Source organism: Scytonema sp. PRP1, from assembly GCF_036697665.2.
GTDB lineage: Bacteria > Cyanobacteriota > Cyanobacteriia > Cyanobacteriales > Nostocaceae > Kalymmatonema > Kalymmatonema gypsitolerans.
The window spans coordinates 21,274-44,237 of sequence record NZ_JBAHYJ020000070.1; the positions used below are offsets into that span (position 1 = coordinate 21,274).

A 22,964-nucleotide genomic window follows, 5' to 3' on the forward strand; every position below is an offset into this window, starting at 1 on the left:
TGATGACTGATGACTAAATAATCGTTCCATCGGGTATGACGGCATTTTTCAGCACGACAACGATACCACTTTTAATGTGGAAGCCTTGATTTTCACGCTCAGCTTCTTGGACGTTGTCTTTATTGATAATTTGCACATCACAGCCAATGTGGGCATTTTTGTCGATAATGGCACGACGAATTGTGGTGTTAGCACCAATGCCCAAGGTCACTTCCTTGGTTTTGCAGTCTGACTGGCGTTCAGCGAATGGTTCATAAAAATCTGCTCCCATAAGTAGGGAATCTTGGATGACGCAGCCAGCTTCAACACGCGATCGCACTCCCAAAACGGAATGTTCAATGCGGCACTTTTTCAGAATGCAACCCTCACCAATCATCGATTCTGTGATTTGGCAATCTAAGAGTTTACTCGGAGGTAAGTAACGAGCACGGGTATAAATTGGTGCTTGTTCATCGTAGAAGCTAAAGGGCGGATGAGGTTGCTCAGTCAGTGCTAAATTTGCATGATAAAATGCTTCGATTGTTCCAATGTCTTCCCAGTAACCATCATATAAGTAGGCTTGAACGTTGTGATCTCCTGAAGCATCAGGAATAATTTCTTTGCCAAAATCAGTTCCTGAACCTTCTCTCAACAGCTTAGTCAAAACATCTTTTTTAAAGATATAAATCCCCATCGAGGCAATATAGGGCTGTTCTTGAGCCTGTTCTGGTGTTAATCCCAGCACAGTCGTATCGACGCGCATTTTGGTTAAAGCGTCACCTTTGGGTTTTTCGCTGAAATTGATGATCCTACCGGACTGATCAATTTTCACCAAGCCAAAGTCAGAAGCGCGGCGCTCATCAATGGGTAGCACCGAGAGAGTAATATCAGCTCCAGTTTCCCTGTGACGCTGTACGAACTGACGGTAGTCCATGCGGTACAGGTGATCACCTGAGAGGATCAGGTATTCATCTACGTCCCATTCTTCCATCAGCCACAGGTATTGGCGAACCGCATCAGCCGTACCTTGAAACCAGTTGAGGTTTTCTAGGGTTTGCTGTGCAGCTAAGACTTCCACAAAACCCTCTGTAAAGCCAGAAAAGTTGTATGTACGGGCAATATGGCGGTTTAGGGAAGCCGAGTTGAATTGAGTCAGAACGTAAATTTTGAATATTTCGGAATTTATACAGTTACTAACAGGGATATCGATTAAGCGATACTTCCCTGCTACAGGTACAGCTGGTTTTGCACGTAGTTTGGTGAGCGGATAAAGGCGGGTACCTGCACCCCCTCCAAGGATTATTGCCAAAACTCTTTTCACTCTTATTTCTCCCGACTGCCTTTCAACTCTCACCTACAGTTTAGGGCTACCTGGCACAGCTGATAAGGGGGGAAGGGTAGATTGTGGTATTGCTTCTGACGGATGAGTTCAACTAAGCGATTCCTTCATAAGAACCGCTCGTCGTTAGAACCCAGCATGAGCTAGGGTACTCGCCTTTACCTTTTCGTATTCTGTTCAAGCGTGTATCATGGGCGCTAAACCTCTGTTATTTGTCGTTAGTCTTTTGTAAATTCATAACTTATGACTAATGACTGATGACTATTACAGTTATCTTATACAGCTATCTTAAATTCTCGTGGCGCAAGTTATTTTAGAAAACGTTTATAAAAGTTTTGCCCCTCGTAAAGGGGAAGGTGTTGCATCCCAAACACAATCTCTCAAATCTGGGAAGCAAAGCGATATTGTTCAGCGTGGGGAAAGTGTCAATGTTTTACGGAGGATTAACCTAACGGTAGCAGATGGTGAATTTATGGTGCTGGTGGGACCTTCCGGTTGTGGAAAAAGCACCCTGCTGCGGTTAATTGCTGGGTTGGAAACGATGACAGGAGGCAATATTTGGGTGAGCGATCGCCTAGTCAACGATTTACCCCCCAAGGAACGAGACATCGCGATGGTGTTTCAAAATTACGCTTTGTATCCCCACATGACAGTTTATGACAACATCGCTTTTGGACTGCGACGCCGTTCCCTCAAAGCTGAGGAAGATCAGGGACTAAAACCCTCCTCATCCCATCTTCGTGATTGGGCAGAAAACTTGTTGGTAGCAGTAACGCGATCGCTTCCCAAGGGACTAAGGTATATTTCTGAAAGAGAACGGGCGGTGCATGAGCGAGTGCGTACTGTTGCGCAACTGTTGCAAATTGAAGCGCTGTTAAATCGCTTACCCAAACAACTATCTGGTGGACAAAGGCAAAGAGTCGCATTGGGAAGAGCGATCGCACGTAATCCTCAAGTCTTTTTAATGGATGAGCCGCTTTCTAATTTAGATGCCAAACTTCGTGCAGAAACCCGCGCCCAAATTGTGAAACTCCAACGTTCCTTGGGTGTGACAACGATTTATGTGACGCACGATCAAACCGAAGCCATGACGATGGGCGATCGCATTGCTATCCTTAATCAAGGTCAATTGCAACAAGTTGCGCCGCCGTTGGAACTTTACAATCGTCCAGCAAACCGCTTTGTCGCTGAATTCATTGGTTCACCACCTATGAATTTTATCCCTGTGCAATTCCATGCTCCCCAGTTGATTACCAATGGTGATTTTCGCCTCACCTTACCAGAAATTTGGGCAAGTGCTTTGCAAAAATACGATGGGCAAACGCTCATTTTAGGTATTCGCCCGGAACACTTGATATTGAGCGTGGCTGCAAATAAAAATCTACCAGTCCAAGTAGAATTAGTAGAGAATCTTGGAAATGATACGTATCTGTCCACACGACTTCTCGAACCAGGTTTTCAAAAATCGGCTTTTGGAGCTAACGAAGTGCAAGTGCGAGTTCCTTCAGAGCGTTTTGTGCGTGTCGGCGAACAACTGTGGTTATCTTTAACACTAGAAAAAATTCACTTTTTTGACCCAGAAACAGAGCAAGCGATATATCCATAATTGGGGGCGTGGAGTGTAGTGATTTCCTACACCCTACCCTTTAATCTCTCCACAAATGCTTGATGTTCTGCAGTTTGCAAGCCCTGCTATAGAACCGCCAAAACAACAGCCAAATTTCCCTCTCGTAAATTCTTGATATTGCTTGTTTGCATATCTCGATTTTGAGAACTAGAATTAGCGTCTCGCATATCTTTTGACCTCTCCTCGGCATAAATGCACGAGGATTCAAATCGTTACTCAGAGGGAGGCTCAAGCTGCTATCTGCATTGAGGAAAATATTTCCCCGTTCTCCCCCTACCGTTTCAGCTCTCAATCTCCCACCATTATCAAGTAAAATTTCCTTGGCAGTAATCTGTAAGTTACCTGCATCGCCATTTCCCCGACTTTCTGCATTCACCCTACCTGCATCTCGGACAATTAACTTATCTGCATTAATGTTAATATTTCCTCCCACTCCTCTGCCAAAAAGCCCACGATTGAATGCAGATATTGCAAACCTATAGGAACATTAATTGTGAGTAGTGGTGGTGCTTGGGGATTAGTACTACTGAAGTTAAAACCATTGTCAAATATAAAACATCGCCTTTTTTGAGGAAAAATGTGGGTAATGACAAGGGCTTTAGCCTAGGGGTTTTCAGCCTACCCTCTCTACCCTCACCCTAAATCCCTCTCTGAAGCTTGGGAGAGGGACTTTGAAATTGGCTCCCCTTCTCCTAATTTTGTGAGAAGGGGTTTCATTAAAATTACTCAAAGTTGGTCAACCTTGGCAAAATGCCCAACTTGAATACTCGTTTTTGATGTTAAGAACGCATGTTTGGTTGGGCATTTTGCCGCCTCAAAGCCGGGTATAACCTATTTAGAATGAATAAGGTTGACCAACTTTGAGCAGGATTTATCCAAGCGTTGGGGATGAGGGCAAGTTTTGTATTCGTCCAAGAGGTCTAATCAAGAACGAAACCCACTATGCTTGCAAGCATCATTGAGTTTCGTCCTGTGCTCTGCAACTTTAGAACTAATTACACCTCAGCAACCACTTGCTCCTGTTCTCTTTCCACAAACGCCTGCACGCGAGCGCGGTATTGTCTTAATGATTCATCAACCCAGTCGCGATCGTTACTGTTAGCATACAAATGTACAATTGGTTCGCTAGCATCTGGTAACACTAGCACCCAACTGTCATCATAAGGTTGACAAATTTTCACCCCGTCAATTAACTCCAAGTTTTGAGCTGGGTGAGTTTCTACCAAGTAACGCATCAGCGCTCCCTTCACAGTCCAGGGACAACGTATTGTATGAGCTTTGTGAATCACACGCGGCAATTCTGAGCGTACAGTGGCGAGAGAACGCTCTTGTATCGTCAGCATTTCAATCAGCTTGGCAGCACAGAACATAGCATCAAATCCTGGATGCAACTGTGGGAAAATAAAGCCAATGTCGCCACTACCTCCCAACACCACATTGGAATTTTTCTGACAAGCTTCCATCAATGCTGTAGGGTTTGCCTTCGTGCGAATCACTTTAGCGTCGTGACGACGGGCAATTTGTTCCACACCACTAGAAGCATGAACTGGTACGACCACAGTTCCTCTGGGGTGAGCTGTTAACATCATATCTACCATCAGCGCTGTTAACATTTCCCCACGAATAGGAATGCCAGATTCATCAACCAAAATCAGCTGTTCTCCATTCGCGGAAACCTGGACGCCGAAGTTAGCTTTCAAAGCTTCCACCACATGACCCAACTGAGTCAGAAGTGCTTCACGATCCGCTGTGGACATGGCAGTTTTATTCAGACTGGCATTCAGCACCACCGCATCAGCACCAAAATTATCTAACATTTGCGGCAACACTGCACCAGATACCGAATAAACGTAGTCAATGACGACTTTTGCCCGACTGTTACGAATTGTATCAATGTGCAAAAGCTTCTCAAAAGCAGTGCAGTATCGATCCATCACTTGGCTGGGGTAAGCAACATTGCCTATTTCATGGATTTGCGATCGCCGCATATCTTCCTTGAAATAAGCTCCTTCGATTTTCTTTTCCAAGGATTTGGTGATATTAATTCCCTTGACATCCATGAACTCAATTAGAATGTAGTCGGGGCGGTCTGGATGCATCCGCACGTGAATCCCGCCAGCAACTGACATTGTGGGTATCACTGTGCGAGCGATCGGCAGAGCTGTGGCGTCTAGGTTTTGAATATCGATACCTACTGACATCAAACCAGCAATTAATGACCGCGTAACCATGCGAGAAACATTGCGCTGGTCGCGGGAAACTGTAACCCGAGAACCCGGCTTCAAGGTGGAACCGTATGCTGCTCCCAACTTGACGGCAAATTCTGGGGTAATATCAATATTGGCTAGCCCTTGGACACCTCGTTGCCCAAATAAATTGCGTTGCGCGGTGTTACCCCAAATCAAGTTAATGTTTAAAATTGCCCCAGACTCAATCTTTTTACTGGGCCAAACGCGCACAAATGGGCTAATTTGAGCTTCTTCTCCCACAGTCGAAAGCGAACCAACCACAGCGCCTTCCAATACATGAGCGCGACGGTCTACACGCGCACCACGGGAAATAACACAAGCACTTAGATGTGCTTCGTCGCCAATGATTCCCCCATTCCAAACAATTGGACGCTTGAGATTAGCGTCAGCGCCAATCGTAACATTGTCTCCAATGACGGTTCCGGCTTCAATCTGTACTCTTGCCCCAATACGGCAATTATCCCCAATGACTGCTGGGGCTTCAATCTCGGCTGTATGGTCGATATAAGTGTTTTGACCTACCCACAATCCAGGCGAAACTTCTTTATAGGCAAAGTCAAGTTTGACTTTCTTATGTAATCCATCATACTGAGCTTCGCGATAGGCATCTAAGTGACCGACATCGCACCAATAACCTTGAGCAATGTAACCATACATTGGCTCATTCTTTGCCAAAAGCAGAGGGAACAACTCTTTCGAGAAGTCAGATTCTTGGTTTGCCGGCAAGTATTCCAAGACTTCTGGTTCTAGAATGTAAGTACCAGTGTTAACAGTGTCGGAAAAAATTTCACTCGTAGAGGGTTTTTCTAAAAATCGCTTAATCCGATTTTCTTCATCGGTAATCACCACCCCAAACTCAATTGGGTTGGGGACACGGGTCAAAATCAAGGTCGCTTTTGACTTTTTTTGTTTATGAAATTCAATTGCTGCTGTCAGGTCGAAATCGGTTATGCTATCGCCGCTAATTACTAAAAAGGTGTCGTCAAGAAGTTCAGCAATATTTTTTACGCAACCTGCGGTACCCAAAGGCTGGTCTTCTTCTACGGCATAAGTCATCTGCACCCCAAAGTCGCTGCCATCTTGGAAGTAATCTCGCATGACATCAGGTAAATAATGCAATGTGGCAACGACTTCTGTAATTTGATGCCGTTTGAGAAGATTGATGATATGTTCGGCAATTGGTCTATTTAGGATGGGAACCATTGGTTTGGGCAGGTCACAAGTGAGCGGACGAAGCCGCGTTCCTGAACCTCCTGCCATCAGTACTGCACGCATAAATCCTCCTTAGCTATTTGCACCACTTGCTGGGTTAATATCCATAAAATGAGATGATTTTCTTTAGTCTCCTATGGATCTTCAAGTTTAGGGAACTTTCGCAAGATGCATCTGGTCAGGATTAATAATATCTACTCGTCACACTACCCTGTTTATCTGTACAAAATCAAGAAGGACAAAGGTGTACAGACGCGTTTTGGCGCATTTGTACAGTCAGTAAAAGTTAAAAGAGTTTTTTAGTTTTTATTTTTGACTTTCTTTGTCTGTGGCTGTTGGACTCAAGGGTAGATGGCTATAATGCAATGATCTGCTCTAAACTTGATATAACGATGTATCAACTTATCAACTCACTACGATAGCGAAGACAACAGTAGCCAAAGTGTTTACCCGCGGTTTCTACCTCTGCTGACTTTTTGGCTAACAAGATTGCTTTTCGATATCGTTATGAACTGCCAAGATGGTGTAGGTAAAGCTTAACTCAAATTGTGACCAATTGCTTGTGGAGTTGTGCTGAATGGAATTAGTCATTTTTGGATTAGTGGTGGTTTATGCAGGTGGTATCTGGAAGTTCTTGGGTGGATTTAACCGGACTAACTTCCAGCGAACTTTGCCTAATCGTCTTGGTCTAGCCTTATTGTGGCCAGCTTTGTTTATGACAAGTAAATCCTATCGTCAAAACTTTAGAAAGGCTCTTAAAGGTTAGAAATGATCTCAACATTGGCAGTGGGAGGTATTCGCCTGATTGGCGGAATTTAGGAAACTGTCTAACTCAGAGATGTTATTGCTCGCAAGAAATAACGACAGGGCTTAAGCCACTTAACTTTTGGATAGTGGACGAAATGCGATCAACTATATTTGCCCATACTTAGCATAACTATCATCTGCCCAAACGCTGCCACTTTTTGCAACACAACTACTCCTAAGGTGTGTTTTGTTGTGTTGATTGATTAATCCTGAGAAAAAACTAAGCACAAATTGCAAAATTGTGCGATTATAAAGAAAGTCTTAAATTTAATCTAAAGGTCAAAGACTCATGATATCAGCCAAAATGATCCAACAAATCTGGGCGGTAATCGAGTCTACCCAAGTCACAACCTTGCTCCAGTTTGACGATACTGCTTTAGTACAATTACTCCTCCAGCAGTTAAAAGCCAAGCAGGGGCTTGATGCGCAGACAGATGGCAGCCTCAATACTTACATCAAATCTAAACTGCCTCTGATTCGCGACACGGCTGAAGGTCGGCTATCCTTTGGGCAAGGCAATCATTAACTTAACGCAACAAATCCAATGATTGCTCACTGCTTCCGAATCTTCAAGAGAGTTTAACCACTACAACATGATAAATCACTGGCTAGCTATTGCCCTGGTAGCTTATCTCATTGGAGCGGCGATTGAAGGGGTCACTACAGCCAGTCAACTATCTCATTCAGCACCAGAGCTAGCTAAAGGCATAGAAGACCACTCAACAGAGTCTGCCACTCCAACTAGCCCGAGTTGGCGAGTTGTCGCCGCTATTGCTTCGGTAAGCCTGTGTGGAGCTTTTTGTTGGCCTTGCCGCTTGATCCACCGTTTCATTAAAGAAAGCGTTTCATCTAAAGACTTGTAGAGGTTATATTATTTCGCTTCATTGTTCATAATAAAAGTTATTTGTAGTAAAAACAAGAGCTTTTGCTTTGTGGATAAAGAGGACTAAAGTCCTCACTACGAACTCACACCCTTATATACTCACACGCTTATATTAAGTGGAGACGAGATTATGTAGTTTAGTCCCTCCCAGTGGGGGAGAGACTAGCATTTGAGCAATGCACTAACTAAAGTGCTTAATAATCGCCTCGCCAAATTCAGAACACTTCAAGGCTTCGACTGGCGGTTCCAACAAACGCGCTAAGTCGTAAGTCACTTGACGGTTGGCGATCGCATCCCCTAAACCTTTTTTAATCAAATCAGCCGCTTCTTGCCAACCCAGATACTCCAGCATCATCACACCGGATAAAATCACCGAACCAGGATTTATCTTATCTAACCCTGCGTGTTTCGGTGCAGTCCCGTGGGTGGCTTCAAAAATGGCACATTGATCACCAATATTTGCCCCTGGTCCCATTCCCAGCCCGCCAACAATCGCTGCTGCTGCATCAGACAAGTAATCGCCATTCAAGTTCATCGTCGCCAGAATGGAATACTCATCGGGTCTGGTTTGGATTTGTTGGAAAATACTGTCGGCAATGCGGTCATTGACCATCACTTTATCTTTCCACTGACCATGACCATGAGTTGACCAAATTGAGTTAAGAACTGTTTCAACCTCCTTGACAATTTGAGCCTGCTTTTCTTCCGTTAAAGCATTAAAGCCGGGATCAATCAGTCGGGCGTTTTCTTTCCAAGGAGATATCAGGGTTGTTCTCCTTGTTACTCAAAATCCAAGATTCCCTTTCAGTGATGGTTTGACTGCGAAACTCGCTGGTTGCCAGCTCGTAACCCCAATCACGGAAAGCGCCTTCGGTGTACTTCATGATGTTGCCTTTATGCACCAAAGTCACCATCTGCTTATTTTTGGGCAGTTGCAAGGCGTGTTTGATGGCACGGCGTACCAAACGCTGGGAACCCTTTTTGCTGATTGGTTTGATGCCAATGCCTGAGTCTAAAGGAATTCTCTTGTTACCGTGTTCTGGTGTGGCGGGGATGAGCTCGTTGTTGAGGATGGAAATCAGGCGATCGCCTATTTCGCTTCCTTGTCGCCACTCAATTCCTAAGTAAATATCTTCGGTATTTTCCCGATAGACAATCACATCAAGTTTTTCTGGGTTTTTATGAGGTGAGGGCGTACCTGCATAGTAACGGCAAGGACGTACGCAGGCGTAAAGGTCAAAAATTTGCCGCAGGGCAACATTGAGGGAACGTATACCACCGCCAATCGGGGTTGTTAAAGGTCCCTTTATGGCGACACCATATTCTTTAATCGCCGTCAAGCTGTCTTGAGGTAAATACTGATATGTGCCGTATAATTCACAAGCTTCATCACCCACATAAACCTTAAACCAACTGATCTTCCGCTTGCCCTTGTATGCCGTTTCTACCGCAGCATCAAGTACTTTCTGGGTAACAGGCCAAATATCTATGCCCGTGCCATCGCCTCGAATAAAAGGGATAATCGGGTTGTCAGGAACAATCGGCTCCCCGTTGTTGAAGGTAATTTTTGCTCCTGTTGTAGGGGGGGTTATTTTGTCGTACATTAATCACTCCTGATGGCTACGCTGCAACATACTTACTACCCTTCGGATTTATCTCCCAAAGGAGAAAGAGTTATGTTTGGAAGGCTAGCAGATTTTGCTGTGTCTTGTTTTAATAAGTTTTGATAAATTGATCAGACTGATGCGGCGCAGAGCTTTTCTTTCCCGTATTTGGATCCTGGGTACACGTGCGTGCAATCGAGCTAAAGCGTTGCTATCTGATAGCTTGCACGCTTTATTAGTGTACTCTTTGAATATATAGCAAAATATAATGGCGCGACCAACAGAGATGACCATCAGCGTGACTGAGTAAGAGTCGGCAGTGTTAGAATCCCACTGTTAGGTAAGTAACTATGTTGACTGGGTATGAAGAAACGGATTAGGTGGCAGGAGGTAGGGGAAGGCATTGCACTCGTACAAGTTTAAAGAAAATTGATTCAAAACTCAAAATTTAAAATTCAAAAATGTACCGACACCCATTTACCTAGTAAATGTAAAAAGAATGAGTGGGCATTCTTGGCAATTTCCTGTAAACTACTCTTCGCTATCAGTGCAACATGCGTCCACAACATCTGATAGCCAATAGCTTATTCACCCAATTGCATTCCACGAGAAATGGCATGACAGACCCATTGATTGTATCAGGCACTGCTAATGACATCGACTCCCTTCGCCAACCGTTAGTCGCTGGGTCTATTGGCGTCCAACAGCAGGTGATCCCACAGTTAGCTAATTTGGGAGATACGGGCTTGGATGTGCTGATGGAATTTTTATTTGAACGTAGAGAAAATCCTGCAACTTCGGTAGATGGCAAAGCATACCAGGTTCTTTATAACTCTGATTCACCCAAGGCAAAAGAATTTTTGCAAACTTATTTCCCTTTTGGGATTGTACCTCTAACCTCAGATGGTGGTATTGATTACAGTCCGCTGCAACAGCTACTAGCAACTCAAGATTTTCAAGCAGCCGATCGCATGACTCTACAAAAAATGTGTGAACTAGCAGGATCAGCGGCGGTGCAAAGAAAATGGTTGTATTTTACCGAAGTAGAAAATTTCCCAATCACGGATCTCAAAACCATCAATACCTTGTGGTTAGTTCACTCAGAGGGGAAATTTGGCTTTACTGTACAGCGAGAAATTTGGTTGGGGTTGGGTAAAAACTGGGAAAATCTTTGGACGAAAATTGGTTGGAAAAAAGGCAATAACTGGACGCGGTATCCTAACGAGTTTACCTGGAACTTAAGCGCTCCCCGGGGACACTTACCTCTATCGAATCAACTGCGTGGAGTGCGAGTGATTGCTTCTTTACTCTCTCACCCTGCTTGGAATTAGTCATTACTGAGAAAGGACAAATCCCAAAATGGCAAGCGTTCGTCTAGAAAGTATTAAGCGTAGATTTAATAACGTCACCGCGATCGAGGATATTTCTTTTGAAATTCCCGATGGTGAGTTTTGGGTGCTAGTGGGACCTTCTGGTTGTGGTAAGTCTACTATTTTGCGAAGCATCGCCGGTTTGGAAACTGTCACCTCTGGCAAACTTTACATCGGGGATAGGCAAGTTAACAATATCCCAGCCCGACAGCGAGATGTGGCGATGGTCTTTCAAAACTACGCTTTGTATCCTCACATGACGGTGGCGCAAAACATTGCTTTTGGGTTGCAGATGCGGAAAATCGACGCCAAAGTTATTCAAGAAAGAGTGATGACGGTGGCGCGATCGCTTTCTTTGGAACATCTGTTGGATCGCAAACCTAAACAGCTTTCTGGCGGACAGCAGCAGCGGGTTGCATTAGGAAGGGCAATAGCCCGTGAACCACAAGTGTTTTTGTTGGATGAACCTTTGTCTAATTTAGATGCCCAATTGCGAGATGATACGCGAGCAGAGTTGAAACAGCTGCATCAGGAATTGGAAATTACCACTGTCTACGTTACCCATGACCAAGTTGAAGCGATGACTTTGGCTGATAAGATTGTAGTCCTCAACCGGGGACGAATTCAACAAATCGGCGAGCCACAAAGTATTTATTCCCAACCAGCTAACCGCATGGTGGCAACTTTCTTGGGTAATCCTCCAATGAATATTCTACCTGCCAAATTCACAGGTGATAGTTTTGATGTGGGTGGTCAGGTGTTACCTTGTCCTGATTCTATGCGGGAGAGTTTGCGCCCTACGCCGGGGCAAAGTTTTGATTTGGGAATTCGTCCGGAGGATATTTATTTAAATGAACCGCCAAGACGCCAAGAGCGCCAAGAGTTGGGAGAACTGGTGGTTGAGGTGAAGGTGGTGGAACCTCTGGGGCGAGAAACTTTGATTCGTGGGGGTTTACCAGGTTCGAGTGTGATGCTGAATATTCAGACGGGTGCAAATGTGCGTCTGCATCCCGGCGATCGCCTTTCTCTAAAATTAGATCTAGATAAGTTATTTGTATTTGATTCAGCGACTGGGGATAAATTGTATTCTTAATGACTCTTAGATACAGCAATAGGGAGACCTGCGCCCAAACCTTGTCTACTGTTTGTGAGCGCAGGCTTTGTTTGACTTCAACGATCATAAAAATTTGCCGTTAAGCAAATTGCTTGACCCGAGAGTTTGCTAACTCCCCTGGAGCAAACACCCCATTCTCTGTAATAATTGCTGCAATCAGTTCAGCTGGTGTGACATCAAAAGCTGGATTGTAAAATTCTACGCCATTTGGTGTGAGGATGGTGTCGCCGACTTGGTATATTTCCTCTGGATTGCGTTCCTCAATGGGAATTTCGTTACCGCTGGATAAAGAAAAATCAACGGTGGAAAGGGGTGCGGCAACATAGAAAGGAACGTTATGCGCCTTTGCTACGAGTGCTAAACTATACGTACCAATTTTGTTCGCTGTGTCTCCGTTAGCCGCAATTCTGTCAGCGCCAACAACTACAAGATCAATCAAACCCTGCTTCATGCAATGAGCCGCCATGCTGTCAGTAATTAACGTGACTGGAATGCCTTCTTGGACACATTCCCATGTCGTTAGTTTTGCACCTTGCAAGCGAGGACGAGTTTCGTCTGCAAACACCCGCGCTAAACGCCCTTCTCGAAAAGCAGAACGCACAACACCTAAAGCCGTACCGTAACCTGCGGTTGCTAATGCTCCTGCGTTACAATGGGTTAAAATGGTCAATTTTTCTGGAGTTTCAGGCAAGACTGCCAAGCCATTGTCGCCGATCGCATAACAGGTTTGTAAATCTTCCGCGTTGATCGTTTGGGCAGTATGCAAGAGAGTTTGTTTGATGTCTTCTATTGTTCCAAGAGATTCGTAGGCGGTTTTCATCATCCGTGAAATTGCCCAAAATAAATTCACCGCTGTCGGACGAGTAGAACGCAACAGTTCTGCCACTTTCTCCAAGCTGTTCAAAAACTCATCGCGGTTGTTAGTTTCAATTTCCCTTGCCCCAAGATACATTCCGTATGCTGCAGCGACACCAATTGCAGGCGCACCTCGGACAATCATGGTTTTAATTGCCTGCGCCATATCTGAGCAACGGTGAATTTCGACAAATGTGTACTCGTTAGGCAAGCGGGTTTGGTCGATCAGTGAAACTGAGTCGTTGTGCCAAATAACAGGGTAAACTTGGTTTGTGGAAGAATTCATGGAATGTAAGGTAATTAATTTTTTCAAATTGTAATGTTAAAAATTCTACAGTTGATGGCACCTTTTCTGTCTCTGGACTTTTTTGCTGTTTTTGGGTGAAAACCCTTGTAAATCCACAAGAGCCTTAAGGGAATTTTTTAAGCAGCAGAGCGCTAAAGGTTAGAGTCAGCCCTTTTCTTGCGTTTACGCTGTTGGAACTACGATATTCTCTTCAAAAATCATATTTTTTTATTACTTTTACCATACATTTTGTTTAAAAACTTAACAATATTGTCATCATTTGATAACAATATATTTCAATAGGGTTCAGATAAGACCAGAACCCTTATCAGGAAAACAATGTAGAGACGCGCTGTTTGAAGCGTCTCTACACACATGATTTTTTACACATCAACCTTAACTGAACCGTATTGCAATACATAGCAATTTGCAATTCAATGAGGTACATTCGGACGGGCGCTTAATGCCACTCCCAGAAGAAAAAGTTGGATATTTTTTAATTTGGAAGCCCCTTATTTGTTGGGAAATAGACACATAGATTTGCTGTTAGTCTTTTGAGGAAACGACTTCCTTTGCCTTACGGCTTTTAACGACTTTTGCAGGTACCCCCACAGCTATTGAAAACGGCGGAATATCTTTAGTCACAACTGCTCCTGCACCAATGACACTACCTTTACCAATAGTCACGCCATCTAATACAGTCACCGCATGTCCTAGCCAACAGTCGTCCTCAATGACAATACCCTTACGGCTAACTCCTTGGTTTTCAATAATTTCCGTTGGGTCATCAAAAATGTGATTATTAGCAAATATCCCAACGTGCGCTGCAATCAGACACCACTTGCCTATTTTGATATTTCCAGGACCTGCCAAGCAAACATAAGGACCGATAAATGTACCTTCATCAATGTGGATATGGGTATCTTTCATTGCCCTTATATCAATGCCACGCTCAAGGGTGACTTTATCTCCAAGATAAACTCTATTGTTTGGGTGTCCTTTCGCATTGATACTAACACCGTGTAGAATCTTTACCTCATTTCCAATATCAATACATGAGGTGTTGAGAAATTTAACGCCGTCTTCAATATAAACAGAATTACCAATACGGGCAAAAATATCACGATAGAGCAGATTTCGTAAGTTACTGCCGACAACCCTAGTGGGGATATTGCCTAACAAGTTAGTCAATAAACTTTCTGGTAAATGCTTGCGCCGAAAAAAACTTTGCTTGCTATTCATTGTCAAATTACACTTGATAATAAATGGTTTACCACAATTCTTCACAAGAGAGAATCAGGGACACAATTACTTGAACAACTTACGTAAGAATTTTACTTAAATATTATGAAAGAAAAGGTCATGTACTATGTGAACAATCTTCAGGAATATTTTTGTGAAATATGTCATGTTTGACTAACAGGCTTTGGGTAAATGCAAAGCCTGTTAGTTGCTGCTATCTCTTAGTCTCTGGTGTTCACCAGTTCCTTTCTAGTCCGGGTTTTAATAACTTTTGCAGGTACCCCCACAGCGACTGAGAACGGGGGGATATCTTTAGTAACAACTGCTCCTGCACCAATGACGCTACCTTCACCAATGGTGACTCCGTCTAAGACAGCTACGCCATGTCCTAGCCAGCAGTCATCCTCTATAACAATTCCCTGGCGAGAAATACCTTGGTATTTAATTGGCTCTATCGGATCTGAAAAATTATGATTATTTGCATAGATACCAGCATTTGCTGCAATGAGACACCGTTTGCCAATTTTGATGTCTCCAGGCCCAGCAATACAAACGCCAGGACCAATGAAAGTCTCTTGACCAATGTGTATGCTAGTATTCCCCAAACACCCAATATTAACGTTACGTTCAATAGCTACTCCATTATCCAAAAAAATTCTATTGTTTTGGTGTCCTCGTGCATCTAGACGTACACCTTTAAAAATAAACACCCCATTGCCGATTTCGATACAAGAAGTACTAAGAAATTCAACACCCTCTTGAATATAAACTGCTTTACCCATCCGACCAAAGATAGTACTATATACTATATTGCGCAGCTTTGGTCCCAAGATAATGCTTGGAAGACCTCCTACTAAACTAATGGCTAAAAGTTCTTGCAAACGTTGTAACTTTAACGAAGATTGCTCTCTATTCATAAGTGCGTCATCCTGAGGTAAGGGTTTTTGACAGAATTCAGTTTTTATGGTCTTATTTCCAACTCGTGTTTCATTCTTTGCGTTTCGGCTGATGCGGGTATTTCTACGCATCAAGTTGATTTGAAGTGGAGTCATTTGGAGAATTCCTCATAACCTGCTAATGTTTGAAGAACTCATGCAAGTATTGTCAAATCCCTTTAGTTAGATGCACAACGTATAGTTTAATTGTGTTTGCTAGCAAGAAAAAGTTGTAACGGTATCCATATTATAAGTAGATACACTATTAATCTTTTCTCTGAGCAAGTTTAAAAGCCTTGTATTAAGTTTGTGGAAGTATCAACCATCAAATATAAGCAGGCTTATTTTATCTTTCTCAGAAAATTTTAAGATAAAAACTTTTACGCAACTACCGATACAGTTATTCTTGTTGAGGGGACTGCCTGCTGAGTAGCTTTAAACATTTCCAAAAGATGCAGTTAAACCAACTGCTTGTTCAACACAACTAGATTATTTCTCAAGTTATTGCAAACGAGTTTGAATTTCTCCTCTGATTTACTTGAAAATATAACTGTTGTTGAATTTCTCTTGGTATTTTTATTTAAGTAAAACTAAATTATGGTGGAGTGTCTCCAACTTCTGCCATGATGTTAAAATCTGCCATCGGTGCAAATAAGTAAGCGCTTCCTCGAGCGCCATGACGAATCTGTTGCAGCCAATTTGTCAATTGGGCTACCGCCATCATCATGCACACAGATGTTTTACAGACTAACCAAATCACGTTGAGAATGACACGAGCTGGAACTCTACAATATCATATATAAGTTATAACGTCTACTATCTACAATGATGTAGACTTATATTTATAAAACTCGATAAAAAAAATACCATAACCTTAGCAAAGCCGCCAGAACAGCGGCTTTGCTCAATTTCCAGCAAAAACGGATAAGGCTTTTGATAATTTTTTCTTAGCAAACGCCTTATCCCTGATACTTTGACTTTTGACTTTTGACTTTTGACTTCCCCGAAGGGGTGACCCAGACATTCTGGACAAGCCAGACTGAGTACGACTTCCTCAGCACAAACAGTCTAGTTGCCTATTTCACCGTTTAGAGCTAAGTGTGTTGATTCATGCTAATAAGCAGTAAATAGCTTAACATTACAAAGAATGTTTCCGCGAAGAAAGCCTTGATTTGAGATGCTGAGCACAAAGAGATTTGTCCGCAACTGTGTAGGGTCTTTTCGTCTTTTCTTCCTACTTTTTAGTGGATTTCGTAAGTGCTTGTTGTTCTAAAGCCATAATGGAGAGTCTGGTAGAGTTAATTCATCCTTTTTTTCTAACCCGACTTGCTCAGCCAATGACCTAGTTTAAAAAATGTCGCTTTGGTACTATTGTGCTGCATCATTGTCTAGTTTAGTTGAAGCACACAAATGACTCAAACGGTGAGTTATTTTCCTATTTCAGACTTCGACTGTGCTACGCCGCATCAGTTGATACTCTTTTCTCCAAGTTTGGGGAGGAATGCCGTTGTGTTGACGAAACTGGCGGGAGAAATGGCACGCATTTTGATAACCGAGTGCTGAAGAAATTTGCTCGATTGTTTGGTCAGTTTCTTGAAGTAAGCAACGTGCTGCTGACATCCGACGCTTAACAATCCAGCCGTTGACTGTTTCTCCTGTAATTTTTGCAACTCTGTTCGTCAAGTAAGCCGAAGAGTAACCAACTGCCTCAGCTACGTCACATAGAGTGATACCTTGGTGATAATTGGCTTCAATGTAATCGAAAACTTCTTTGAGTTGTGGAACTGTGGGAAAGATTGATTCTGGTGCTGATGATGTCGTGTTCGCTGCGACTGGTTGTGCAAGATTTTGGCAGCAAGCAGCATACCAGTACTGCATGAGTTTTGATTGCTTTTCTAATCTGACTGCTATAGCTTTGAGTAGCTGCTGTACAGTACAGGGCTTGGTAAGATAATCATCTGCTCCCAACTCCATACCTTTGCGAAGAGATGACTTGCTATCGCTACCAGTAAGAAAGATAAAGGGTATAATTGCGGTCACTGGCTCTTGGCGCAGCATCTTTAGAACGCCAAAACCATCCATATTAGGCATCATGACATCGCAAATAACCAAATCGGGTTGATGCTCTTGTGCTTTCTGGATACCAATAATACCATTTTGAGCACCTATGGTCTCAAAACCTTCAGCCTGAAGACCGTCCAAGAAGATATTGCGGGTCATTGCATCATCTTCAATAATCAGAATTTTTTTTGGTGATTCTTGTATCATGTTCTTGAGTAGAATTTGAGGGAGTTAAGGGTTGCTGAATTCTGGGCCGAGTATTGGATGACGGTTAAGAGCTTGAGGGCAGATTGACAGTAAAAGTCGTGCCAACGCCAACTACACTTTCCACAGTGATTTGACCGCCATGTAAATCTACTAGGGTTTTAACAATCGATAAACCCAGTCCAGTACCCGGTATACTGTCAACATTGCTGCCACGATAAAACGGCTCGAATATTTGCTGTTGATCTACTACCGGAATACCAATACCTGAATCTTTGATTTGAAAAATTGCTTCTTCACTTTGGCAGCAAAGTTTAAAAGTCACCCCGCTACCATTAGGTGAATACTTGATAGCATTTGAGAGTAAGTTAGTTAATATATGCTGTAGGAGCTTTGGATCTAAATAAGCAGTAGAACAGTTGCCTTGGCTGACAAAGCTGATCCCTTTTTGGTCTCCACTTGCTATCTGCACCTGTGCTAGAATATCTCTGCAAAACATCTCCAGGTTGACTGGTCTTGGCTCACACTCCAGTCTCGCAGATTCTGCCTGACCATATAAAAGAATTTCATCTAATAGCTCGCTAATTTGTTGAACTGCGACTTGAATCAAATCCAGATACGAGCGGTTTTTTTCTTCAGTCCATTGATGAATATGACGTTTGAGTAAATCAGCAGAGAATGAAACAACGTTGAGCGGAGTGCGGAATTGATGGCAAAGCATAGAGACAAAGCGTTCTCTGAGTTCGCTGAGTCGTTTTGCTTGCTCAAGAGCTTGACGAACCTCGGACTCTGCCTGCTTATAATCTGTGATATCGATCGCTGTGACTAATTCAACTGACTGATTGGCAAAATCCAGCACTCCATCCAATAGTCCGACTGTACAAGCTAGCCAGCGCTTCACACCGTTTTTTGTTAGAATCTGCATTTCCTGATATTCACAACAAGCAGATCCATCCTGCTTGTGAACCTGCCTAAGCTTTTTGCCTTTAATCAGTCGATCAATATTAAAATTATTCAGCAATTCCTTTCTTGTATATCCAGTCAGGTGCTCTGCAGCTGGATTGACATAGCAAATCTGCTTGTTGTCATAGAGCAGGAAAATACTTGCTTCTGTCGTTTCTGCTAAAGTACGAAACCGGGCTTCATTGAGCCTTAGTGCTTCTTCTGTTTTTCTCGATTCAGTAACGTCCCAGATACTCCACACTCTACCGATAATTTTGTCTCCAAGCCGCTGTGGTTCTGAGTAATGTGCAAATATCCTACCATCCTTCAGTTCGATTAACTCGTAACTTTCTCTATCAGATTGGCTGGACATGTCCCAAACAGCTTGACGAAAAACTTCTGGGTCTTTAACTTTGTTCTCAAAGAAGGCTTTGGCTGCGCTAGATTTCCTAGATAGGCTCACCGAGTTTGGGAATTGCCACATCTCCAGATATTTCTGGTTGTAGCAAAGGATTTCTCCTTGAAAGTTCACTGCAAGTATGGCATTTGCAGAAGATTCCAATGTAGAACGAAGTAGAGAAAGAGATGTTTCTAGTTCTGTTTCTGTTCTTTGATACTCAATAACTTCTTGCTGTAACTCCTCTTTTGGATTAGAGGTTTTGTTGATATACCGTTGCACGCCTAAGTCTAGTAACTCATCACTGCGATCGCGAGCAAAAACACAGCCAAATTCTTTGCCTTGATGTTCTACATAGGTGATAGTGATTTCTACCAGAAATATCCGACCTGTTTTTGTTCGATATCGAGTTTTGAAGGTGAGGGAACCTTGTTGTTTGAGCGCTGTCCATTTCTCTGACCAATTTTTGGGCCAAAAGTCTACGTCGATATCTTTCAGCCTCATTGAGAGTAATTCCTCACGGGAATACTTCATCATTCGGCAAATCGCATCGTTGACGTAGATAATTTTTGCGTTCGATCCGACATAGAAGACAGCATCTGCAACCTGGTTCATGAGATACTGTGCCAGTTTTAACTCTTCTTCCGGCTGTAGCACTGAGTAAGAATTAGCGTTAGATAACATGTAGTCGCCAAAGGTCATAGCCCTCTTATGCTCCCCTAGTATCATTTGGCACTATAGCGCTCAACGGGCTTGTCATTAAAAGTTCCTATATTTGCTATTAGGGTTTTTTTTGCCCAACCTTAAATTATCAAAATCCTTATAAAATTAATATATCTTCACACAAAATTTAAATACCTCCATTCAACATTTGTTCAAAACGACAAAAAGTATACTGTGCCTCTGTTCCTGCTTAAAGTAGCAAGTCAGATACACATGGATATTATCCATATCCAGGAAAGAGATATTAAGTTATCTATGTCTGCGTAAAACTAGAGTCAGGGTATTTCATCCTGAACATCGTTTATCAACATTGCCCTGCATCAATTTCAGGGCTTATATACCTGTCTTACTTGCAAAAGTGATAACTGTTGACTATTCGTTGTTCACGGGTATCGTGATTCACAAACGCAAAACGCGGCTAAGTTGGATTAATTTTACCAGGAATTTTGACAAACAGTGAAATTATTACGGGCATCTCTTGACTCATTAGTTTCATTTGTTTTCTTTACTCTGTGATGAATTCAACTACAAAATACTTAACAAAGTCATCTGTCAAAAGAAATACCCTATTCTTTAAAAAAATAGTTTTTTTTTTATCATCTACCAAAAGATATATAATATATAAAAAATCTTAGTATCAATTAGAACAAAAGCTTGAGTTTACAGGAGTTTTACGGTAACAATCTCGCAATCATTGTCACTGAGTTGAGCAGAATCAGCTACAAATATTAAGATTTTATTAATAATAGGAAAGTGACTTTTTCTCGCTCGATCATCTACGACTTATCCTTGGTTTTTCTGGTGTCAGTCAAAAATCTTGTATAAATGAAAACAAAGACAGAAAAAACAGACCGTAAACTACCAAAAGGTAGAAAAGTGTTGTTCAACTGGGCTGATCAGGCGTCAAAATTAGGAAAAACAACAGCAAAAAAATTGATAAGTCAATCAAAAGATTATTCATTGCAGCAAAGTGTTCAGCTTCTGTACGCTTGTTTCCATAAGCACAGCCTAAATTGTTTGACTCCTACAGTACGAGTTTTTTACAGACGAAAAAGCGGTAACTTACCGTTCCCAGTGTTTATCAGCCTGGGTGAAAGCTTGTACGTAAAGATACGGAATTTGGCATAAAACACACTTAAGGCTGTGAGTGCAAACGCAGCCTGAGTAAGCTAACTGGCACCCTCTCCAACAATCAGGGAGTACGTAGACGCAATGAGCCACAACTATACTCAGACGACATCTCAAATTGGCATTCAGCCATACGACGTGTACCAACCAAACGGCAATACACAGTCCGAGCTAAATGGTAGAGTACACTCTTCCGAAGACCAACTCAATAGTGAGTCCAAGAATAGTGACTCCAAAAATGCACCTGTTGTGCAAGAACCAACACAGCGATCCCTAACGGTCGCAAATGCGATCGCCACGATGATGGAAGCCTTAGGGGTATCCAGCGCCTTTGGCGTCAACGGAGGTGCGATGGCAGGAATTTGGGGAGCGCTATCGAATAGCCTCTTGCGAGTCCTGAACTTCCGTCATGAAGCAGGAGCTGCCTTTGCAGCCACTGAAGCCTACTTTGCCACTGGTCGTCCTACTGTAGTGTTCACCACTGCAGGACCTGGGATCACCAATGCCTTAACTGGATTATTCGCTGCTAGAGGTGAGGGTGCAAAAGTGATTTTGCTGTCAGCTTGCACCTCCTCCCCACAGCGCGGACGGTGGGCTATTCAAGAAACCAGCACCGAGACCCTGCCAACTGAGGGAATATTTACCTCAGGAGCGCTGTTTAACTATGCTACCACTGTAGAAAGCGCGGCACAACTTCCACAGATTTTTCGCAAACTGGCTCTGGGTATGTCGCAACCAGGAGGTTTCGTCGCCCACTTGAGCGTTCCTACAGCTGTGCAAACAAGCCCGGTTGATGATCTCGACATGTTCCAAGGAATTGATTTTTCTTTGGGAACACCCAGTCAAGAAACAATTGTTAAATGTGCACACTTGCTATCTGAGGGACCGTTTGCGATTTGGGTAGGATTTGGTGCTCGTGACGCAGCAGAAGAAATTCGCCAACTTGCGGAATTGACTGGGGCACCAGTTATGTGTTCACCTCGTGGCAAAGGCATCTTTCCCGAAGATCATCCTCAGTTTGTCGGTGTAACTGGTTTGGGCGGTCATGGTTCCGTCTTTACTTACTTACAACAACAACCTCCTTTACGTACACTCGTGCTAGGAACGCGCTTGAGCGAACCGACTTCCTTCTGGAGTCCAGCGTTGGTTCCCCCAGGAGGTTTCGTGCATGTAGACATTGACCCAACAGTCCCCGGGGTGGCATATTCAAAAGCCGAAACCTTTGCTGTCCAGTCCGAGATCAAAGCATTTGTCAAGGCATTGTTGGAGCACGAGCACCTTCTGGCAAGTAGTGGGGTAACAGCTTTTTGGCTACCTCGTCCAGAACGCCAGGATCTGGCTCCAGGTTCAGACTCTTTAGTCAGACCAGAGGTCTTGATGGAAGCAATTCAACAGGTCATTGTCGAAGGCAGTGACGCCATAGTGCTGGCGGAGTGTGGTAACTCGTTCCTTTGGTCAACGCATCTGCTACGATTTCCAAACGCAAACCGTTATCGTATCAGCACCGGAGTCGGGGCAATGGGTCAGGCTGTTGCCGGAGTCGTCGGAGCAGCAGCAGCACGTCATGGCAAAGCAGTTGCCATTGTTGGGGATGGCGCAATGCTGATGAATAACGAAATCAGCACAGCTGTCAAATACCAAATACCTGCTGTTTGGATTGTACTCAACGATGCCCGCTACAACATGAGCCATCAAGGCATGGGAATGCTGGGACTCACAGGTGCAGATGCAACAATTCCGCAGGCAGATTTTACCATGATTGCTCGTGGTATGGGAGCCGAAGGAATCCGCATCAACAAAGAGTCTGACCTGATCTCGGCGCTAGAGCAAGCAATGGCAGCGACCGGTCCAATCGTTATTGATGTCGTGATTGAGGCAGATAGACGCGCGCCATCCAAAGGACGCAACGCCGGTCTGGCATCACAAGGAGTAAAGTCAACTCCGGCTGAAAAGACAGAATTGCATATTTCATTTCCACAAGCTTCATTTCCAAATGTCTAAATGCTA

Annotated in this window: 16 protein-coding genes and 1 pseudogene; 7 read left to right on the forward strand and 10 right to left on the reverse strand. The window is 43.3% G+C overall.

Going from position 1 to position 22,964, the window contains the following annotated elements; translation table 11 throughout:
* Positions 1-13: 13 nt before the first annotated feature.
* Positions 14-1,300, reverse strand: coding sequence for a glucose-1-phosphate adenylyltransferase (locus V5G28_RS15035; RefSeq protein WP_332992640.1), 1,287 nt, complete (start codon positions 1,298-1,300; stop codon positions 14-16).
* Between the two features lie 316 nt (positions 1,301-1,616).
* Here V5G28_RS15035 and V5G28_RS15040 point away from each other — a divergent pair, with 316 nt between their 5' ends.
* Positions 1,617-2,924, forward strand: coding sequence for an ABC transporter ATP-binding protein (locus V5G28_RS15040; RefSeq protein ID WP_332992641.1), 1,308 nt, complete (start codon positions 1,617-1,619; stop codon positions 2,922-2,924).
* Positions 2,925-2,964: 40 nt separating this feature from the next.
* Here the strand turns inward: V5G28_RS15040 and V5G28_RS15045 are convergent, their stop codons facing one another.
* Positions 2,965-3,378, reverse strand: a complete 414-nt coding sequence (locus V5G28_RS15045) for a hypothetical protein (RefSeq protein ID WP_332992644.1) — start codon at positions 3,376-3,378, stop codon at positions 2,965-2,967.
* Between the two features lie 562 nt (positions 3,379-3,940).
* Positions 3,941-6,469, reverse strand: coding sequence for a mannose-1-phosphate guanyltransferase (locus tag V5G28_RS15050; RefSeq protein ID WP_332992646.1), 2,529 nt, complete (start codon positions 6,467-6,469; stop codon positions 3,941-3,943).
* Positions 6,470-6,983: 514 nt separating this feature from the next.
* On the opposite strand from V5G28_RS15050, the gene V5G28_RS15055 reads away from it, so the two are divergent.
* From V5G28_RS15055 to V5G28_RS15065, 3 genes are all read left to right on the forward strand, one after another.
* On the forward strand, positions 6,984-7,172 hold the full coding sequence (locus V5G28_RS15055) for a hypothetical protein (RefSeq protein WP_041041371.1): 189 nt from the start codon (positions 6,984-6,986) through the stop codon (positions 7,170-7,172).
* Between the two features lie 330 nt (positions 7,173-7,502).
* Complete coding sequence (locus tag V5G28_RS15060; RefSeq protein WP_332992648.1) at positions 7,503-7,739, forward strand: hypothetical protein; 237 nt, start codon at positions 7,503-7,505, stop codon at positions 7,737-7,739.
* Between the two features lie 67 nt (positions 7,740-7,806).
* Positions 7,807-8,076 (forward strand): hypothetical protein, encoded by a 270-nt coding sequence (locus V5G28_RS15065; RefSeq protein WP_332992650.1) that lies wholly within the window; start codon positions 7,807-7,809, stop codon positions 8,074-8,076.
* Positions 8,077-8,277: 201 nt separating this feature from the next.
* Here the strand turns inward: V5G28_RS15065 and V5G28_RS15070 are convergent.
* A pseudogene (locus V5G28_RS15070) lies at positions 8,278-9,700 on the reverse strand (NADP-dependent isocitrate dehydrogenase).
* Between the two features lie 617 nt (positions 9,701-10,317).
* Here V5G28_RS15070 and V5G28_RS15075 point away from each other — a divergent pair.
* A complete protein-coding gene (locus V5G28_RS15075; protein ID WP_096565551.1) occupies positions 10,318-11,031 on the forward strand; it encodes a GUN4 domain-containing protein in 714 nt (237 codons plus the stop codon).
* Between the two features lie 28 nt (positions 11,032-11,059).
* Entirely contained in the window at positions 11,060-12,163 is a 1,104-nt protein-coding gene (locus V5G28_RS15080) for an ABC transporter ATP-binding protein (protein ID WP_332992653.1), read from the forward strand.
* 100 nt (positions 12,164-12,263) lie between these two features.
* Here V5G28_RS15080 and mtnA read toward each other — a convergent pair whose 3' ends face one another.
* From mtnA to V5G28_RS15110, 6 genes are all read right to left on the reverse strand, one after another.
* Positions 12,264-13,325, reverse strand: coding sequence for an S-methyl-5-thioribose-1-phosphate isomerase (mtnA, locus tag V5G28_RS15085; RefSeq protein WP_332992655.1), 1,062 nt, complete (start codon positions 13,323-13,325; stop codon positions 12,264-12,266).
* A 546-nt stretch (positions 13,326-13,871) separates the two neighbouring features.
* Positions 13,872-14,567: an acyltransferase gene (locus V5G28_RS15090; RefSeq protein ID WP_332992657.1), complete on the reverse strand. Its 696-nt coding sequence runs from the start codon at positions 14,565-14,567 to the stop codon at positions 13,872-13,874.
* A 221-nt stretch (positions 14,568-14,788) separates the two neighbouring features.
* Positions 14,789-15,484, reverse strand: coding sequence for an acyltransferase (locus V5G28_RS15095; RefSeq protein ID WP_332992722.1), 696 nt, complete (start codon positions 15,482-15,484; stop codon positions 14,789-14,791).
* A 613-nt stretch (positions 15,485-16,097) separates the two neighbouring features.
* The gene (locus tag V5G28_RS15100; protein ID WP_332992730.1) at positions 16,098-16,262 is read right to left on the reverse strand and encodes a hypothetical protein; all 165 of its coding nucleotides are present in this window, start codon (positions 16,260-16,262) and stop codon (positions 16,098-16,100) included.
* A gap of 680 nt (positions 16,263-16,942) precedes the next feature.
* Positions 16,943-17,770, reverse strand: coding sequence for a response regulator transcription factor (locus V5G28_RS15105; RefSeq protein WP_332992659.1), 828 nt, complete (start codon positions 17,768-17,770; stop codon positions 16,943-16,945).
* 64 nt (positions 17,771-17,834) lie between these two features.
* The gene (locus V5G28_RS15110) at positions 17,835-19,790 is read right to left on the reverse strand and encodes a scytonemin biosynthesis sensor histidine kinase (protein ID WP_332992661.1); all 1,956 of its coding nucleotides are present in this window, start codon (positions 19,788-19,790) and stop codon (positions 17,835-17,837) included.
* A gap of 1,251 nt (positions 19,791-21,041) precedes the next feature.
* Between V5G28_RS15110 and scyA the strand changes: the two genes are divergently transcribed.
* A complete protein-coding gene (gene scyA / locus V5G28_RS15115; protein ID WP_332992663.1) occupies positions 21,042-22,958 on the forward strand; it encodes a scytonemin biosynthesis protein ScyA in 1,917 nt (638 codons plus the stop codon).
* Positions 22,959-22,964 lie beyond the last annotated feature (6 nt).

Excerpts from the sequence above, each read along its gene's own strand:
- V5G28_RS15050 (WP_332992646.1), bottom strand. The coding sequence starts at position 6,469 with ATGCGTGCAGTACTGATGGCAGGAGGTTCAGGAACGCGGCTTCGTCCG.
- V5G28_RS15055 (WP_041041371.1), top strand. The coding sequence starts at position 6,984 with ATGGAATTAGTCATTTTTGGATTAGTGGTGGTTTATGCAGGTGGTATC.
- V5G28_RS15060 (WP_332992648.1), top strand. The coding sequence starts at position 7,503 with ATGATATCAGCCAAAATGATCCAACAAATCTGGGCGGTAATCGAGTCT.
- V5G28_RS15065 (WP_332992650.1), top strand. The coding sequence starts at position 7,807 with ATGATAAATCACTGGCTAGCTATTGCCCTGGTAGCTTATCTCATTGGA.
- V5G28_RS15075 (WP_096565551.1), top strand. The coding sequence starts at position 10,318 with ATGACAGACCCATTGATTGTATCAGGCACTGCTAATGACATCGACTCC.
- V5G28_RS15080 (WP_332992653.1), top strand. The coding sequence starts at position 11,060 with ATGGCAAGCGTTCGTCTAGAAAGTATTAAGCGTAGATTTAATAACGTC.
- mtnA (WP_332992655.1), bottom strand. The coding sequence starts at position 13,325 with ATGAATTCTTCCACAAACCAAGTTTACCCTGTTATTTGGCACAACGAC.
- V5G28_RS15090 (WP_332992657.1), bottom strand. The coding sequence starts at position 14,567 with ATGAATAGCAAGCAAAGTTTTTTTCGGCGCAAGCATTTACCAGAAAGT.
- V5G28_RS15095 (WP_332992722.1), bottom strand. The coding sequence starts at position 15,484 with ATGAATAGAGAGCAATCTTCGTTAAAGTTACAACGTTTGCAAGAACTT.
- V5G28_RS15105 (WP_332992659.1), bottom strand. The coding sequence starts at position 17,770 with ATGATACAAGAATCACCAAAAAAAATTCTGATTATTGAAGATGATGCA.
- V5G28_RS15110 (WP_332992661.1), bottom strand. The coding sequence starts at position 19,790 with ATGTTATCTAACGCTAATTCTTACTCAGTGCTACAGCCGGAAGAAGAG.
- scyA (WP_332992663.1), top strand. The coding sequence starts at position 21,042 with ATGAGCCACAACTATACTCAGACGACATCTCAAATTGGCATTCAGCCA.